The sequence below is a fragment of the Pseudoxanthomonas daejeonensis genome (genome assembly GCF_010093205.1).
In the GTDB taxonomy this organism is placed as follows: domain Bacteria; phylum Pseudomonadota; class Gammaproteobacteria; order Xanthomonadales; family Xanthomonadaceae; genus Pseudoxanthomonas; species Pseudoxanthomonas daejeonensis.
The window spans coordinates 183,772-199,427 of sequence record NZ_PDWN01000001.1 but is presented as its reverse complement, the minus strand read 5'-3'; the positions used below and the strand labels follow the sequence as shown (position 1 = coordinate 199,427).

Below are 15,656 nucleotides of genomic sequence, written 5' to 3'. Positions count from 1 at the left end.
ATGCCCGCTCCTACAGGAGCGCGGCACGACTTCGATGCACCGTGATGGGCTTACGCGTCCGGCGGCGGATTGCGTTCGGCTTCGCCGACGCCGATCCAGTCCGCTTCGGTCAACGCGTGCAGCCCATGCGCCAGTCGCGACTTGTCGCATTGCGCGCTGCGCGCGCCGAACTCCAGCGAAGCCGGCACCGCGGCGCACGCCGACGGCCGGCGGTCGTGGATCGTGCAGCGGCTGTAGCGGCCGATGTCGGCGTCCAGGGCAATGCAGCGCGGCTGCGCCTGCGAGGTGCCGCGCATGACGCGCTCATGGGTGCGCAGGGTGTCGGTCAACTCCAGCGGCACCCGTCCGCCGTGAGCGGCGTCGGCCTCGCTCCAGTGGAAGCTGACGCGGAAGTAGGCGCAGCAGGCACCACAGGTCAGGCAGGGATGCGCCATCGGGAGCCGCGATGCGAGGGGGGCGCGGCATTCTGCCGGAACCGCGGGCCGGCGCAAGCGGCGGCGCTTCAGCTTCGGCCAAGGCGAGCGTACGGGGGGATCGGCGATAATCGGCCGATGACGCAACCCTGCAACATCGCCGCGGCGCTGCCGCGACTGGCCGCCGAACGTCCCGACCAGCCCGCGATCCGCTGCCCCGGCCAGCGTGGCGCGGGCGCGGGCCTGGCCGCCTATGACGTCGTCCTGGATTACCGCGCGCTGGATGTGCGCAGCGACGCGATCGCCGCCGGCCTGGCCCGGCACGGGATCGTCCGCGGCATGCGCACGGTGGTCATGGTGCGGCCGTCGCCGGAGTTCTTCCTGCTGATGTTCGCCCTGTTCAAGGCCGGCGCGGTGCCGGTGCTGGTCGATCCGGGCATCGACCGGCGCGCGCTGCGGCAATGCCTGGACGAGGCGCAGGCGCAGGCCTTCATCGGCATCCCGCTGGCCCACGTCGCGCGTCGCGTGCTGGGCTGGGCGAAGTCGGCACAGGTGCTGGTCACCGTGGGCCGGCGCTGGGGCTGGGGCGGCGCGACGCTGGCCCAGGTCGAACGCCAGGGCTCCGCCGCCGGGCCGCAACTGGCCGACACCGCGCCGGACGATGTCGCCGCGATCCTGTTCACCAGCGGATCGACCGGCGTGCCCAAGGGGGTGGTTTACCGCCATCGCCACTTCGTCGCCCAGATCGAGATGATGCGCACCGCATTCGGCATCGAGCCCGGCGGCGTGGACCTGCCGACGTTCCCGCCGTTCGCGCTGTTCGATCCGGCGCTGGGCCTGACCTCGGTGATCCCCGACATGGACCCGACCCGGCCGGCGCGGGCCAATCCGGAGCGGTTGCACGACGCGATCCGCCGCTTCGGGGTGACCCAGCTGTTCGGCTCGCCGGCGCTGATGCGGGTGCTGGCCGAGCATGGCCGTCCACTGCCCAGCCTGCGCCGGGTGACCTCCGCCGGTGCACCGGTGCCGCCGGAAGTGGTCGAGAAGATCCGCACCCTGCTGCCCGACGACGCGCAGTTCTGGACGCCGTACGGCGCCACCGAATGCCTGCCGGTGGCGGTGATCGAAGGGCGCGAGCTGCAGGACACGCGCGCGGCGACCGAAGCCGGAGCCGGCACCTGCGTCGGTCGCCCGGTGCCGCCGAATGAAGTCAGGATCATCGCCATCGACGATGCACCGATCGCAGACTGGTCCGGCGTGCGCGAGCTGGCGCCGGGTGAGGTCGGCGAGATCACCGTGGCTGGCCCCACCGCCACCGACAGCTACTTCAACCGCGACGCGGCCACGGCCGCGGCCAAGATCCGCGAAACGCAGGCGGGTGCCGAGCGGGTCGTGCATCGCATGGGCGACGTCGGCTATTTCGACGACGAAGGCCGGCTCTGGTTCTGCGGCCGCAAGACCCAGCGCGTGGAAGCGAGCGGCGGGCCGCTCCATACCGAACAGGTCGAGCCGGTGTTCAACGTGCACCCGCAGGTGCGCCGCACCGCGCTGGTCGGCGTCGGCGCGCGCGGCACGCAGCGCGTGGTGCTGTGCGTGGAGCTGGCGGCGGGCGTGCATGCGGGCGAGTTCGCGCGGATCGAAGCGGAACTTCGCGCGCGCGGCGCGCGGCACGCCCATGCCGCACGCGTCGAGCGTTTCCTGCAGCACCCGGGGTTCCCGGTCGACATCCGCCACAATGCCAAGATCGGCCGCGAGAAGCTGGCCGCCTGGGCCACCGCCCGCCTCGGAGCGAATGCATGAAGATCCTGGTCACCGGCGGTGGCGGATTCCTGGGCCAGGCGCTGTGCCGCGGCCTGCGCCAGCGCGGGCACGAGGTGGTCAGCTTCCAGCGCAGCCACTCGCCGGCGCTGGCCGCGCTCGGCGTCGGCCAGATCCGCGGCGACCTCGCCGACGGGCACGCGGTGATGCACGCTGCCGCCGGCATCGACGCGGTCTTCCACAACGCGGCCAAGGCCGGCGCATGGGGCAGCTACGACAGCTATTTCCAGGCCAATGTCGTGGGCACCCGCAACGTGCTGGCGGCCTGCCGCGAGCACCGGGTCGGCAGGCTGGTCTACACCTCCACGCCCAGCGTGACCCATCGCGCCACCCATCCGGTGGAAGGACTCGGCGCCGACGAAGTGCCCTACGGCGAGGACTTCCAGGCGCCCTACGCAGCGACCAAGACGATCGCCGAGCAGGAAGTCCTGGCCGCCAACAGCGCGCAGCTGGCCGTCGTCGCACTGCGCCCGCGCCTGATCTGGGGACCGGGCGACGCGCAGATCCTGCCGCGCCTGGTCGAGCGCTCGCGCGCAGGCCGGCTGCGCATCGTCGGCAGTGGCGACAACCTGGTCGACACCACCTACATCGACAACGCCGCGCAGGCGCACTTCGACGCGTTCGAGCACCTCGCACCCGGCGCCGCATGCGCCGGCAAGGCCTATTTCATCTCCAACGGCGAACCCAAGCCGATGCGCGAGCTGCTCAATGCATTGCTCGCCGCCGCGGGCGCTCCGCCCGTGGACAAGCACCTGTCGTTCAAGGCCGCGTACCGCATCGGTGCGGTGTGCGAACGGTTGTGGCCGCTGCTGCGCCTGCGCGGCGAGCCGCCGATGACGCGCTTCCTCGCCGAGCAGCTCAGTACCCCGCACTGGTACAGCATGGAGCCGGCACGGCGCGACTTCGGTTACGTGCCGCGGGTGTCCTTTGACGAGGGACTCACAAGGCTGAAGGCTGCATGGCAGGAAGCCGGCGCCATCACCTGATCACCACCGGCGACCGCGCAGCATCCCCGGCAACCGCCTGGAGTGGCGCTCACCGAGGGATACCCCGATGCTTCATTACGCCGTCGTCTTCTTCGTCATCGCCGTCATCGCCGCGATCCTGGGTTTCAGCGGAATCGCCGGTGCCGCGACCAACATCGCCTGGATCCTGTTCGTCGTGTTCCTGATCCTGGGCGCGATCTCGCTGCTGCGCGGCCGCAAGGTCTAGCGCCACGCACCGCAAGGAGGGAGCTCGCCGCCCGGGCCGTGTGCAACCGGCGTGCGGCAGGCATGGAGGCCATGGAGCGGGCGAGGCGCAAGCCTCGCCCGTTCCTTTTTCCGTCGCCACGCCGCCATGCACCGAGGCCGTTGCGCCCTGGCCTGGTGGCGGCCGGTAGAATGCGGCCATGCCCACGCCCTTCGATGCCTTCAAGCCACTGGCCGGACGCGCCCTGGAAACAGCGCTGAATCGCGCAGTGGCGCTGGATCCCGATACCCGCACCGCGCTCGCGGCCATGGACGGGCGGCGCATCTCGCTGGCGCTGGAATCGCCGCCGCTGGCGCTGGAGATCGGCGTACACGGCGGCTACCTGCAGGTCGGTCCGCCGTTGCGCGAGGCCGACCTCGCCGTGCGTGGCACGATCGGCGGACTGCTCGGGCAGCTGCCGTTCCTGGCGGGCGCGCGGGGCAACGGCCGCCTGCATGTCTCCGGCGATGCGGACCTGGCCCAACGCCTGCAGCGCCTGGCCGCCGGATTCGAGCCGGACTGGCAGCAGCCCTTCGTCGCCGCCTTCGGCGAGGTGATCGGCGTGCAGGTCGCCAACGCCGCCGCCGCCGCGCTGCGTGGCGCCCGGGTGGCCGCTACCGGCCTGGCCCGGTCGGGGGCGGAGTACGTCACCGAGGAATCCCGCGACGTGGTCGCGCGCGCCGAGCTGGCCGCATTCAACGATGACGTCGATGCCTTGCGCGACGACGTCGAGCGCATTGCCGCGCGCGTGGCGCGCCTGCCGCGTGCGGAGGCGGCCCAGTGAGGGCCGCATTGCGGGCCTGGCGCATCGGTCGCGTGGTCCTGCGCTACCGCCTGGACGAACTGCTCGACGACACTCCGGTCGAACGCTGGCTGCGGCTGGGCAAGCCGTTCGTGCCGCGCGCGTCGGCCCACGTCGCCGGACTTCCGCGCGGCGCCCGCCTGCGCCTGGCCCTGCAGGAGCTGGGGCCGATCTTCGTCAAGTTCGGCCAGATCCTGTCGACCCGCCGCGACCTGGTGCCGCATGACATCGCCGAAGAGCTGACCCTGCTGCAGGACCAGGTGGCGCCTTTCGACGGCGACACCGCGCGCGTCATCGTCGAGCAGGCGCTGGGCCAGCCGGTCGCCAGCGCATTCGCCGCGTTCGACACCGTGCCGCTGGCGTCCGCGTCGATCGCGCAGGTGCATGCCGCGCGCCTGCACGGCGGGCGCGAGGTCGTGGTCAAGGTGCTGCGTCCACGCATCGAGAAGCAGATCGCTTCGGACATCGCCCTGCTCAGGTCGCTGGCCGCGCTGGTGGACCGCACCCATCCCAACGCCGACAAGATACGTCCGCAGGCGGTGGTCGCCGAAGTGGAGACGACCCTGGCCGCGGAGCTGGACCTGCAGCGCGAAGGTGCCAATGCCAGCGTGATGCGGCGGCTGTGGGCCGATTCGCCGGACCTGTACGTGCCGGAGGTGGTGTGGACGCACACCGCCTCGCGCGTGTTGACCATGGAGCGGGTCAGCGGCATCCCTTCGGATGACGTGGTCGCGCTGGAGGCGGCCGGCATCGACCGCAAGGTGCTCGCGGCCAAGGGCGTGCGCGTGTTCTACACGCAGGTGTTCCGGGACAACTTCTTCCACGCCGATGCGCATGCCGGCAACATCTGGGTCGACGACGATCCGGCGCGGCGGCACGATCCGCGTTTCATCGCCCTGGATTTCGGCATCGTCGGCCAGCTGTCGGCGCAGGACCAGTACTACCTGGCCGAGAACTTCATGGCGATCTTCCGGAAGGACTACCGCCGCATCGCCGAGCTGCACGTGGAGGCCGGCTGGATGCCGGCGACCGTGCGCATCGACGAACTGGAGGCGGCCGTGCGCGGGGTGTGCGAGCCGTACTTCACCCGGCCGCTCAGCGAAGTTCCGCTGGCCGAGGTGCTGGCCAAGCTGTTCCGCACCGCGCAGCGCTACGAGCTGACCCTGCAACCGCAGCTGATCCTCCTGCAGAAGACCCTGCTGAACATCGAGGGCGTCGGCCGCCAGCTGGATCCGGCACTGGATATCTGGGCGGTGGCGCAGCCGGTGCTGGAGAAGATCCTGCGCGAACGCTACAGCCCGCGCCGGCTGCTGCGTGAATTCGGCAAGCGCGTGCCGGAGTTGATGACCCGCGCACCGGAGATGCCGCGACTGCTGCATGCCTGGCTGGAGCAGCAGGTCGAGGGCCGGCACGAGATGGGCATCCGCTCGCAGGACCTGGCCGAACTGGCGCGCACCCTGCAGACGATGCAGCGCCGCTCGGTGGCCGCGATCCTCGGCAGCGGCCTTTTGCTGGTGGCGGCCGTGCTGTACGCGCTGGAAGCCGGTGGCCCGAGCGTGCTGGGTATCCCGGCCTCGGCATGGATCGCCGGCCTCGGCGGCCTGTGGGCGATCCTGGCGGCATTGCCGCGGCGGTAGGGAGCGGCGGCGATGTTGCCGCCATGCCATTACTGCCCGGGTCGGTGGCGCATGCGTCGACGTGCGGCGTCATCGACACAGGTGACGCAGCCATGCCCCGGGCCCGTGACGCAGAAGAGCGGATCCGCGGGCAGGAATGCAACGACACAAGCCGGTGACCGCCAGCGCGCCGCGGCTTGCATCGCGCGATGTTGCGCAGAAGAAACGGGCGACCCTCGCCGGCCGCCCGTCCACCAGCGCTATCGTGGATTGCCTTACCGGCCTGCGGGGCCGGCACCCGCGTCGGCCGATGCGGCTTTCGCCGCCGCGGCGAAGTCGCCGGCGGCGAACACGCTCAGCTTCGCCGGATCCAGGTGCTTGCGGATCGCGGCATTGACCTGGTCCAGCGTCAGCGCGCGGTACTTCTCGTCCAGGTCCGCGGTGAACTGCATGGTGCGGCCGAAATACAGCTGGTCCTGCAGCATGCCGACGACCTGGCCGTCGTTGGCACGACCCTGCTCGCGCTCGGTCAACAGGCCCGATACCGCATCACGCAGCTCCTCGGAGGTGATGCCGCTGGCGATCAGCTTCTGCAGTTCCTCGCGCACGGCCGCTTCGACCTTGTCCATGTTCTGCGGGGCGGCGATGGCCTGGATCGAGAAGCTGCCGGCATCGTCCTTGCCGGCGAGACTGTCGTCGGCGCCGATCGTGCTGGATACTCCGTAGCTCAGGCCTTCCTTCTGCCGGATGCGGTCGCCCAGGCGCGATTTCAGCGCGCCACCGCCGAAGATGCGGTTGGCTACGATCAGGGCAGGATAGTCGGCGTCGGTCACGCGCAGGGCCACGTTGTGGCGGGCCATGAGCACCGCATTGGGCTTGTCCGGCGCGGGCAGGCGCTCGTCGACCGCGGCCACGGCGGTGTAGCTCGTGCTGATGGGCGCGTAGGCGTGAGCGGTCTTCCAGCCGGCGAACAGCGTCTCCAGCTGCTTCTTCACCGCTTCGGCGTCGAAGTCGCCGACGATGGCGATCTCGCCTTGCGCGGTGCCGTAGAAGTCGCGGTGGAAAGCGACCAGGTCCTCGCGCGTCAGCGAGCGCAGCCGGGCCAGGGATTCGTCCAGCGTCTCGGTGTGGAGGGGATGGCCGGCGGGCCACGGGTCGAAGTGCAGGGCAAGCGCCTGGCCGGCGATGCTGCCCGGTTCCCTGCGCGAAGCCTCCAGGCCGGTGATCGCCTGCAACTTGAGCTGTTCGAACTCGTCCTGCGGGAAGGTCGGCTCGCGCAACAGCGTGGCCATCAGCGCAAGCGCTTCGGGCAGCTGCGCCCGCCGGCTGAGCAAGGACAGGCTGCCGCCCTGGAGACTGCCGCCGACACCACCCTTGGTCTGCAGCGCTTCAAGCTTCTGGTCGATCTGCACGCGGCTCAACTGCTTGGCTCCGCGCATCAGCATCGCGCCGGTGAAGTCGGCGGCCGTATCGCGCCCGGTCAGTGAAGCGACGTCGCCGAAGCGGAAGTTGCCGCTCACCACGACCGTGCCGCCGCGGGTGCGCTTGGGCAGCAGCGCGACCTTGAGGCTGTCGCCGAGAATGAAACGCTCGGTGCGCGCCTCGATGTTGGCCGGCGTCGGCTCGAAATGCTCGCCTGCGTCGACCGCCGCGCGCCCGGTGTACCCCGCGACCACGCTGGCGGCGGCCGGTGCGGCCGGTACTTCGACGCGGTCGGGCGCGTCGGTCGGCACGAAGCGACCCAGGGTGCGGTTGCCCGAACGCAGGTACTGGGCGGCGACACGGTTGACGTCTTCCGCGGTGACCTTGGCCACCGCGTCGCGGCTGGTGAACAGCAGGCGCCAGTCGCCGGCGGAGACGAACTCCGACAGGCCCATGCCGACCGCGTTGACGTCGGTGAAGTACAGGTCGTAGGAATTGGCGATGCGCTGCTGCGCCTGCGTCACTTCCTCGGCGGTCACCGGCTGGCCGGCCACCTGCTCGACCTGGGCGAGCATCACCTCTTCCATCTTCCGTGCATCGCCGTTGCGCGGCTGCACCGCGACGGCGGTGAACATGCCCGCATTGGCAAGCCCTTCGGCGCTGGCGCCGGAGGCAGCGGCAATGCGCGTCTCGACCAGCGCCCGGTGCATGCGGCCGCCCGGGGTGTGGCCGAGCACGTTGGCCAGCACGGCCAGGGCCGCGTTGTCGGCGTGGGTGCGGGCGGGGATGTGGTACGCGGCGGCGACGAGGTTGAGGTCGCCGACCCGGCGCACGGTGACCTCGCGCTCGCCATCCTGCGCCGGTTCGAGCGTGGGCGCGTGCGGCAGCGGCGTCTTCGGGTTCTTCAGCGGGCCGAATGCGGCCTGCACCTTGGCCAGGGTCTGGTCAGGGTCGATGCGCCCGGCGATCACCAGGGTGGCGTTGTCCGGCCGGTACCAGGTCCGGTAGAACGCCTGCAGCTGCTCGATCTGCAGGCCTTCCACGTCCGAGCGCGCGCCGATGGTGGAGTGGCCGTAGTTGTGCCAGAGGTAGGCGGTCGAGCGCAGGCGCTGCATCAGCACGCCGATCGGATTGTTCTCGCCGGCTTCCAGCTCGTTGCGGACCACGGTCATTTCGCTGTCCAGGTCGCTCCGTGCCACGCGCGAGGCGAGCATGCGGTCGGCCTCCATGCCCAGCACCCAGTCCAGGGTCTGTGCGTTGGCCGGGAACGAGGCGAAATAGTTGGTGCGGTCCAGCGAAGTGGTGGCGTTGAAGGCGATGCCGCGGCGCTTCATCTCGCCGCTGATATCGTCATGGCTCGGCGTGCCCTTGAACAGCAGGTGCTCGAGCAGGTGCGCCATGCCGGTCTGGCCGTAGTTCTCGTGCACCGATCCCACGCCATAGGTGAGGTTGACGGTGACGGTCGGCTTGGTCGGGTCGGGGAACAGCAGCACGCGCAGGCCGTTGGCCAGGGTGAACTCGCTGATGCCTTCGATGCTCGGCCCGGCGACGACGCCCTTGGGCAGTGCGGGTGCCTGCGCCGGGGCGGCCGGCACGGGGCCGGGCAGCGCAAGGGCTACGACGAGGGCGAATGCGAGAATGGACTTGCCGGGGATCATCCGTGGTCTCCAACGAAGAGGGCCGGGCGGGTTGCCGGCCCGGCGAGTGTCGCAGATGTCATCCCGGACCGCTGCGCCGCAGGTTTCGCAACCCGGTAGGGTTTACGCACGCAAAAGGGTAGGAATCGATGCAGTTGCCGGTGGTGTACGAAGACGAATGGCTGGCGGTGGTCGACAAGCCGGCCGGGCTGATGGTGCACGACAGCGCACTGGCCGCCGACGAGACCGACTTCGCAGCCGATCGCCTGCGCGCGCAGTTCGGGCGGTCGATCCACCTGGTGCACCGGCTGGATCGCGCGACCAGTGGTTGCCTGTTGCTGGCGTTCGACCGCGACAGCGCCTCGGCGCTGGGCAAGGCGGTGATGGCGCAGCAGCTCGACAAGCGCTATCTCGCGGTGTGCCGCGGTTGGCCGGACGAGGCGTTCACGATCGACCATGCACTCGATGGCGGCCCGGGCAAGCCGCAGAAGAAGCCGGCGGTCACCCGGTTCCGCCGCCTGGCCACCGGCGAACTGCCCGTGCCGTCGGGTGGCTTCGACAGTTCGCGCTATGCGCTGCTGGAATGCGAGCTGCTGACCGGCCGCTTCCGCCAGATCCGCCGCCACCTCAAGCACGCCTCGCACCACCTGGTCGGCGACACCAGCCACGGCGACGGCCGCCACAACCGCGAGTTCCGCATGCGTGGCGTGCACCGGATGCTGCTGCATGCATGGCGACTGGGATTCCCGCACCCGCGCAGCGGCGAAATCTTGAACGTCCAAGCGCCGCCGCAGGGTGAATTCGTCAGGGCAATGGATCTTTTCGGCTGGCGCGTGCCGGAACTTTCGTGAACATCAACGGGCCGGCTCGCCGGATGCATGCATCTTTTCCACCCGGCTTTCGGTCCGTTCGCGGAGCCCGGCCATCTCGGGCTCCATGACCCGGACGATCGCGCTCATCAGGTTCTGCAACAGTGCCGGCTGGCGTTCGATCATGCGTTGCCCGGCAGCCGTTTCGTAGAAGGCGATCATCGCCTCGATGTCCTGTACGTCGTAGGTCTGGCGATAGACCTCCAGGTAAAGCGGAAGCATCTTTTCCCAGGCAAGGATCTGGCGCATCTCCGCCTGCTGTTCCTCGAAGAACTGCTGCAGCTGCGCACGCCGCTCGGGCGCGGTATCGGCGGGCAGGGCGCCCTGGATCAGGTCACGCTGCATGGCCTCCATCTGGCCCAGGACGCGGGCGTAGTCCTGTTCGACGTTGGTCAGCTCGAACAGGCGCTGCAGGCGTGCATCGTCCGGCGCTGCGGCCGCGGCCGGCAGGGCCAGGGCGGAAAGCGCCAGAAATGCGGCGAGGCCGCGGACAATCAGCATGGGTCGGGCTCCGGTTGGCGGGGTGCTGGAGATCCTATCGCGCGGGCAGGAAAACCTGCGCATCCCTCACGCCCGGCGCCTCGGCTGTTCGCTTAGAATTCCGGCCCATGCCCGCCGACGACCTGGTCATCAGCCCCACCCTGGCGATCCCCGATGCCGAGATCGTCGAGCGTTTCGTGCGTGCCAGCGGCGCCGGCGGGCAGAACGTCAACAAGGTGTCCACGGCGGTCGAGTTGCGCTTCGACATCGCCGGCTCGCCCTCGCTGCCCGAGCCCCTGCGTGCGCGGCTGCTGGCCCGGCGCGATCGACGCGTGACCGACGCCGGCGTGCTGGTGATAGACGCGCAGCGCTTCCGCACCCAGGACCGCAACCGCCAGGACGCACGCGAGCGGCTCGCCGCGTTCGTCGTTGCCGGCCTGTCGGTGCCCAAGCGGCGGATCGAGACCAAGCCGACCCGCGCATCGAAGCAGCGTCGACTGCAGGGCAAGCGCGAGCGCAGCGAGATCAAGCGCGGCCGCGGCACCAGCAGCTGGGACTGACCCATGGCCGTCCACGAGCCACTGTTGCCTGCGCTTCCGCCGAACATGCCGCAGGTGCCGCCTGCACGCCGCTTCTCGCGCTGGCTTGGCCGCAGCATCCTCAGGCTCGCCGGCTGGCGCGTCGTGGGAACCCTCCCGGACATTCCGAAGCTGGTCCTGATCGCCGCGCCGCATTCCTCCAACTGGGACGGCATCCTGGGCCTGGCGGCGAAGATGGCGATGGGTTTCGATGCGCGCATCCTCGGCAAGGATTCGCTGTTCTGGTGGCCGTTGTCGCTGGTGTTGCGCCGGCTGGGCGTGATCCCGCTGGACCGCAGCAAGCCCCAAGGCGTGGTCGGACAGAGCGTCGACCTGATCCGGGAGTCGCCCAGGCTGTGGTTCGCGCTCGCGCCAGAAGGCACGCGCAAGCCGGTCGAGCAGTGGAAGTCCGGCTTCCTCAAGATCGCCCACGGCGCCGAGGTGCCGATCCTGATGGCCTATTTCCACTATCCGGACAAGGTCATCGGCCTCGGTCCGCTGTTCCACACCACCGGCGACCTGGCCGCCGACATGGCCGCGATCCGCGCGTGGTATCGCCCCTGGCGGGGCAAGAACCGCGGCACCGGCTAGGAGCGCGCATGGGAGCTGCCCTGGTCTGGTTCCGCGACGACCTGCGCCTGGACGACCAGCCCGCCCTGCGCGCGGCGCTCGAGCGCGGCTGGTTGCCGATCCCGGTCTACATCCACGCACCCGACGAAGAAGGTGGCTGGGCTCCCGGTGCGGCGTCCGATGCGTGGCGTCGCCGTTCGCTGGCTGCACTGTCGGCCGAGCTCGAGCGGCGCGGTTCGCGCCTGCTGGTGCTGCATGGCCCGAGCCTGGGCACGCTGCAGGCGCTGGCCGCGCTCACCGGCGCAGAGGCGGTGCTGTGGACGCGCCGCTACGAGCCGGCGATCGAACAGCGCGATGCAAGAATCAAGCGCAGCCTGCGGCAGGCAGGCCTGCACGCGGAGAGCTTCAACGGCTCGCTGTTGTTCGAGCCCTGGGAACTGGCCACCAAGCAGGGCGATCCCTATCGCGTGTTCACCCCGTTCTGGCGTTCGGCGCGCGCGCAGTGGCGGGTGCCGGAAACCTGGGATGCGCCGGCGCAACTGCCTTCGCCCGATGCCATCGAGGCACCGCATGACGTGTCGATGGATCATGCGCTGCCGGCGCCGGTTCCGGCGTGGGACACGGGCTTCTGGAAACGCTTCAATGCGGGCGAAGCGGGCGCGCGCGAGGCGCTGGCGCGCTTTCTCGGCGCATCGCTCGACGGCTACGCGGCGGCCCGCGACATGGCCGCCGAGGCGGGCACCTCGCGCCTGTCCCCGCACCTGCACTTCGGCGAGATATCGGTGCAGCGCGTGGCCGCGTCGATCATCGATGCAGGCGACGGCGTCGCGCCCGCCGACCGCGACCGCTTCCTCGCCGAACTGGGCTGGCGTGAATTCGCGCACCACGTCATGCACCACTTCCCGCACGTGCCCGAGCGCGACCTGGACCCACGCTTCGAGGACTTCCGCTGGGCCCGGCCGCTGCAGGCCCGGCTCGACGCCTGGCGCCACGGCCGTACCGGCGTACCGATCGTGGATGCGGGCATGCGCGAGCTCTGGCACACCGGCTGGATGCACAACCGCGTGCGCATGATCGTGGCCAGCTGGCTGACCAAGCACCTGCGCGTGCACTGGCAACACGGCGCGCGCTGGTTCTGGGACACGCTGGTCGACGCGGACCTCGCCAACAATACGCAGGGCTGGCAATGGACCGCCGGCACCGGTGCCGATGCCGCCCCCTACTTCCGCGTGTTCAATCCGGTGACCCAGGCGCGCAAGTTCGATCCGGACGGCGCGTACGTCGCACGCTGGGTGCCGGAGCTGGCGGCGTTGCCGTTGCCCGCGCGGTTCGCGCCCTGGGAGCAGCCGGACCTCCTGCGGCGGCACGCGCCGGGCTATCCGCGCATGCCGCAGGTCGATCTTGCCGAGGGCAGGCAGGCGGCGCTGGAAGCATTCGCCGCGCTCAAGCGCACGCGCTGACAGCGGCCCGCACCGACGGCGTTCGCAGCGGCGTCACGGCCACGTGACGCGCCACGGGTAGGATCGGATGATCCCTTCCAGCGAGGTGTATCGCATGCGCTTCCATTCCACCCTCCTGCTTGCCGCCGCGCTTGCCGTAGCCTGCAGCAGCGCCGGCGCGCAATCGCCCGGCACCGCCGCAAAGCCCTTCAATGCCGTGGAGGCGGGTCGCTTCGACGAGCCTTGGGCGATGACGTTCCTGCCCGACGGCCGCCTGCTGGTCACCGAGAAGGCCGGTCGCCTGTGGTTGCAGGATGTCACCAGCGGCAAGCGCACCCGCATCGAGCGCGTGCCGGACGTGGTGCATGCCGGCCAGGGCGGCTTCGGCGACGTGGTGCTGCATCCGCAGTTCGCGCAGAACGGCTGGGTCTACCTCAGCTATGCCGAGACCGGTGAAGGCAATACCTCCGGCGCTGCGGTCGCGCGCGCCAGGCTCGACCTCGAAGACAACGAACTGGAAGACCTGCAGGTGATCTGGCGGCAGGTGCCCAAGGTCACGGGCAACGGCCATTACGGCCATCGCATCGCCTTCGGTGGCGACGGGCTGCTGTGGATCACCTCCAGCGAACGGCAGAAGTTCGATCCGGCGCAGGACATGGCCTCCAACCTCGGCAAGATCGTGCGCCTGCGCGACGATGGCAGCCTGCCCGAGGGCAATCCTTTCGCCGGCCAGGGCGATGTCGCCGCGCAGGTCTGGTCGCTCGGCCATCGCAACATGCTCGGCATCGCCTTCGACGGCGACGGCCGGCTGTGGGTGCACGAGATGGGCCCCAAGGGCGGCGACGAACTTAACCTGGTCGAGAAGGGCGCCAACTACGGCTATCCGATCGTCTCCAACGGCGATCATTACGACGGCCGCCCGATTCCCGACCACGACACCCAGCCGCAATACCGCGCACCGGTGATCACCTGGACGCCGGTGATCTCGCCGGCCGGCTTCGTCATCTACAGCGGCGACCGCTATCCGGGCTGGAAAGGCAGCGGCCTGATCGGCGGCCTGTCCTCGCAGAGCCTGGTGCGGGTGTCTTTCGACGGTGAGCGCGCGCGCGAGGCCGAACGTTTCGACATGGGTACCCGCATCCGCGAAGTCGAGCAGGGCCCTGATGGCACGATCTGGCTGCTGGAAGACGGCGACAAGGGCGCGCAAGGCCGGCTGTTCCGCCTGGATCCGCAAGCGCGCTGATGCACCTGTGCCGGTGCAGGCTCCGAGTGGAGCCTGCACCGGGGTTTCTCAGAAATCCCAGCGGCCGCTGATCGACACGGGTACGGAAACCCGGCTGCCGGTGTCGTTGATCGATGCCAGCCCCAGACCGCCGATCGCCGAATCATCACCGGACAGGTCGCCCACGTACTGCACGCCGCCGCTCACGGTCATGCTGAAACGCCCGCCCACCGGGATGATGACGCCAGCCTCCAGCCCCGCGCTGAGCGCCCAGTCCTTGTCGAAGAACGGCGCGTCGGGGATGACGATGTTTGCATCGGGGATCTCGAACGTGGCCCGGATGGCATCGGTCTCGGTGCCGCCGATGCGTCCGGCCAGGAACGGTCGTGCCCAGCCGCTTTCGCCGAAGTAGCGGCGATAGCCGACTTCGGCCGTGTACGCTTCATAGCGGCTGAAGGTTCCGAACACCGAAAGCTCGGTGGCGAGCGCAGGTACGTAGGCGCCGCCTACGCGGACGCGGCCGGCGCCCGCGTTGGCCTGTCGCAGCTGGCCGAAGATTTCCGAGCGGTCGTCGAAGCCGTACGCGAACTCCAGGCCGTACGAACTGGCCGCGCCATAGACCCGATCGTGTCCGCGCGACTCGATCCGAAGCTGGGCACCGACGCCGGCAAGTGCCGGGTTCAGCGGACCCAGGTCCGGAATGTCCGAGATGGCGCCGGTGTGCACGTCGCCGCTGACCGGCGTGTCGATGCCACCCAGCAGGGACATGGAAAAACGACCTTCGGCCGGTCCGGCCAGCGCGGGTCCGGCCAGCGTGCACAGTGCAGCGGAGAGCAGCAGTCTGTTCATGGCAGTGATCTCATGAAGGGATAGGTGATTGGGTGGTTGTGCGGTCGAGCGACGGGCCGTGCGCGGACTGCGAAAGCCGCCGCCCGCACCGGCATCCGCCTGCGGTCAGGGCATCAGCACGCCGTCGATGACGTGGACGACACCGTTGCTGCCGCGCAGGTCGGCAGTAGTGACGTGCGAGGTATTTCCCTTGGCATCGGTCAGCTGCACGCGGTCGCCGTCCAGGCGCGCGACCAGCGATTCACCCTGTACCGTCTTGAGCGCGGCCTTGCCGCCACCGGCCTTGATCTGGCCGAGCAGGGTCGCGGCGTCCACCTTGCCGGCCACTACGTGGTAGGTCAGGACCGCGGCAAGCCTGGCCTCGTTGGCGGGCTTGAGCAGCGTGTCCACGGTGCCGGCGGGCAGTGTGTCGAACGCCGCATTGGTCGGGGCGAACACGGTGAACGGTCCGGCGCCCTTGAGCGTGTCGACAAGGCCCGCCGCCTTGACCGCGGCCACCAGGGTGGTGTGGTCGGTTGAGCCGATGGCCAGGTCGACGACGTCGGCGCGTGGCGAGGCCTGGGTGGCGGCGTTGCCGGCCAGCGCGGGCATGGCAACAGGAGCGAGCAGGGCGAACGAAAGAGCGAGTGCGATGCGGTGGCGCTTCATTGGGATGCCTCGTGCAGTTCGGAGAAGGGAAACGTCGGGCTGCATGGCGCAGCGCAGGCTTTT

The 15,656-nt window shown here is 70.0% G+C and carries 15 protein-coding genes; 10 read left to right on the top strand and 5 right to left on the bottom strand.

Going from position 1 to position 15,656, the window contains the following annotated elements:
- Positions 1-50 precede the first annotated feature (50 nt).
- Positions 51-434, bottom strand: coding sequence for a YkgJ family cysteine cluster protein (locus CSC65_RS00885; RefSeq protein WP_162408079.1), 384 nt, complete (start codon positions 432-434; stop codon positions 51-53).
- A 117-nt stretch (positions 435-551) separates the two neighbouring features.
- Between CSC65_RS00885 and oleC the strand changes: the two genes are divergently transcribed.
- The 5 genes from oleC (at position 552) to ubiB (ending at position 5,900) form a co-directional block, all read left to right on the top strand.
- Positions 552-2,213 carry an olefin beta-lactone synthetase gene (gene oleC / locus CSC65_RS00880; protein WP_162408078.1) on the top strand — a complete coding sequence of 554 codons (1,662 nt, stop codon included), beginning with the start codon at positions 552-554 and terminating at the stop codon, positions 2,211-2,213.
- Complete coding sequence (gene oleD / locus CSC65_RS00875; RefSeq protein WP_162408077.1) at positions 2,210-3,217, top strand: 2-alkyl-3-oxoalkanoate reductase; 1,008 nt, start codon at positions 2,210-2,212, stop codon at positions 3,215-3,217. Before oleC ends, oleD begins: the two co-directional genes overlap by 4 nt.
- A gap of 67 nt (positions 3,218-3,284) precedes the next feature.
- Positions 3,285-3,443, top strand: coding sequence for a DUF1328 domain-containing protein (locus tag CSC65_RS00870; RefSeq protein ID WP_162408076.1), 159 nt, complete (start codon positions 3,285-3,287; stop codon positions 3,441-3,443).
- A 178-nt stretch (positions 3,444-3,621) separates the two neighbouring features.
- Positions 3,622-4,245, top strand: coding sequence for a ubiquinone biosynthesis accessory factor UbiJ (locus CSC65_RS00865; RefSeq protein ID WP_162408075.1), 624 nt, complete (start codon positions 3,622-3,624; stop codon positions 4,243-4,245).
- The gene (gene ubiB / locus CSC65_RS00860; RefSeq protein ID WP_162408074.1) at positions 4,242-5,900 is read left to right on the top strand and encodes a ubiquinone biosynthesis regulatory protein kinase UbiB; all 1,659 of its coding nucleotides are present in this window, start codon (positions 4,242-4,244) and stop codon (positions 5,898-5,900) included. The genes CSC65_RS00865 and ubiB overlap by 4 nt, the downstream gene beginning before the upstream one ends.
- A 254-nt stretch (positions 5,901-6,154) precedes the next feature.
- Here the strand turns inward: ubiB and CSC65_RS00855 are convergent, their stop codons facing one another.
- Positions 6,155-8,959: a M16 family metallopeptidase gene (locus tag CSC65_RS00855; protein WP_162408073.1), complete on the bottom strand. Its 2,805-nt coding sequence runs from the start codon at positions 8,957-8,959 to the stop codon at positions 6,155-6,157.
- 128 nt (positions 8,960-9,087) lie between these two features.
- Between CSC65_RS00855 and CSC65_RS00850 the strand changes: the two genes are divergently transcribed.
- Positions 9,088-9,789, top strand: a complete 702-nt coding sequence (locus tag CSC65_RS00850; protein ID WP_162408072.1) for a pseudouridine synthase — start codon at positions 9,088-9,090, stop codon at positions 9,787-9,789.
- A 3-nt stretch (positions 9,790-9,792) separates the two neighbouring features.
- Here CSC65_RS00850 and CSC65_RS00845 read toward each other — a convergent pair whose 3' ends face one another.
- On the bottom strand, positions 9,793-10,308 hold the full coding sequence (locus CSC65_RS00845) for a DUF2059 domain-containing protein (protein ID WP_162408071.1): 516 nt from the start codon (positions 10,306-10,308) through the stop codon (positions 9,793-9,795).
- A gap of 107 nt (positions 10,309-10,415) precedes the next feature.
- Between CSC65_RS00845 and arfB the strand changes: the two genes are divergently transcribed.
- The 4 genes from arfB to CSC65_RS00825 all read left to right on the top strand — a co-directional run bounded on the left by arfB (position 10,416) and on the right by CSC65_RS00825 (position 14,117).
- Positions 10,416-10,847: an alternative ribosome rescue aminoacyl-tRNA hydrolase ArfB gene (gene arfB, locus CSC65_RS00840; protein WP_162408070.1), complete on the top strand. Its 432-nt coding sequence runs from the start codon at positions 10,416-10,418 to the stop codon at positions 10,845-10,847.
- A gap of 3 nt (positions 10,848-10,850) precedes the next feature.
- Positions 10,851-11,456: a lysophospholipid acyltransferase family protein gene (locus CSC65_RS00835; RefSeq protein ID WP_162408069.1), complete on the top strand. Its 606-nt coding sequence runs from the start codon at positions 10,851-10,853 to the stop codon at positions 11,454-11,456.
- A gap of 8 nt (positions 11,457-11,464) precedes the next feature.
- Positions 11,465-12,895 (top strand): cryptochrome/photolyase family protein, encoded by a 1,431-nt coding sequence (locus CSC65_RS00830; protein ID WP_162408068.1) that lies wholly within the window; start codon positions 11,465-11,467, stop codon positions 12,893-12,895.
- A gap of 94 nt (positions 12,896-12,989) precedes the next feature.
- The gene (locus CSC65_RS00825) at positions 12,990-14,117 is read left to right on the top strand and encodes a PQQ-dependent sugar dehydrogenase (RefSeq protein ID WP_162408236.1); all 1,128 of its coding nucleotides are present in this window, start codon (positions 12,990-12,992) and stop codon (positions 14,115-14,117) included.
- A 48-nt stretch (positions 14,118-14,165) separates the two neighbouring features.
- Here the strand turns inward: CSC65_RS00825 and CSC65_RS00820 are convergent, their stop codons facing one another.
- Together CSC65_RS00820 and CSC65_RS00815 are read right to left on the bottom strand one after the other, a co-directional pair.
- Positions 14,166-14,945, bottom strand: a complete 780-nt coding sequence (locus CSC65_RS00820) for a hypothetical protein (protein WP_162408067.1) — start codon at positions 14,943-14,945, stop codon at positions 14,166-14,168.
- A gap of 105 nt (positions 14,946-15,050) precedes the next feature.
- Entirely contained in the window at positions 15,051-15,536 is a 486-nt protein-coding gene (locus CSC65_RS00815) for a fasciclin domain-containing protein (protein ID WP_425501290.1), read from the bottom strand.
- Positions 15,537-15,656 lie beyond the last annotated feature (120 nt).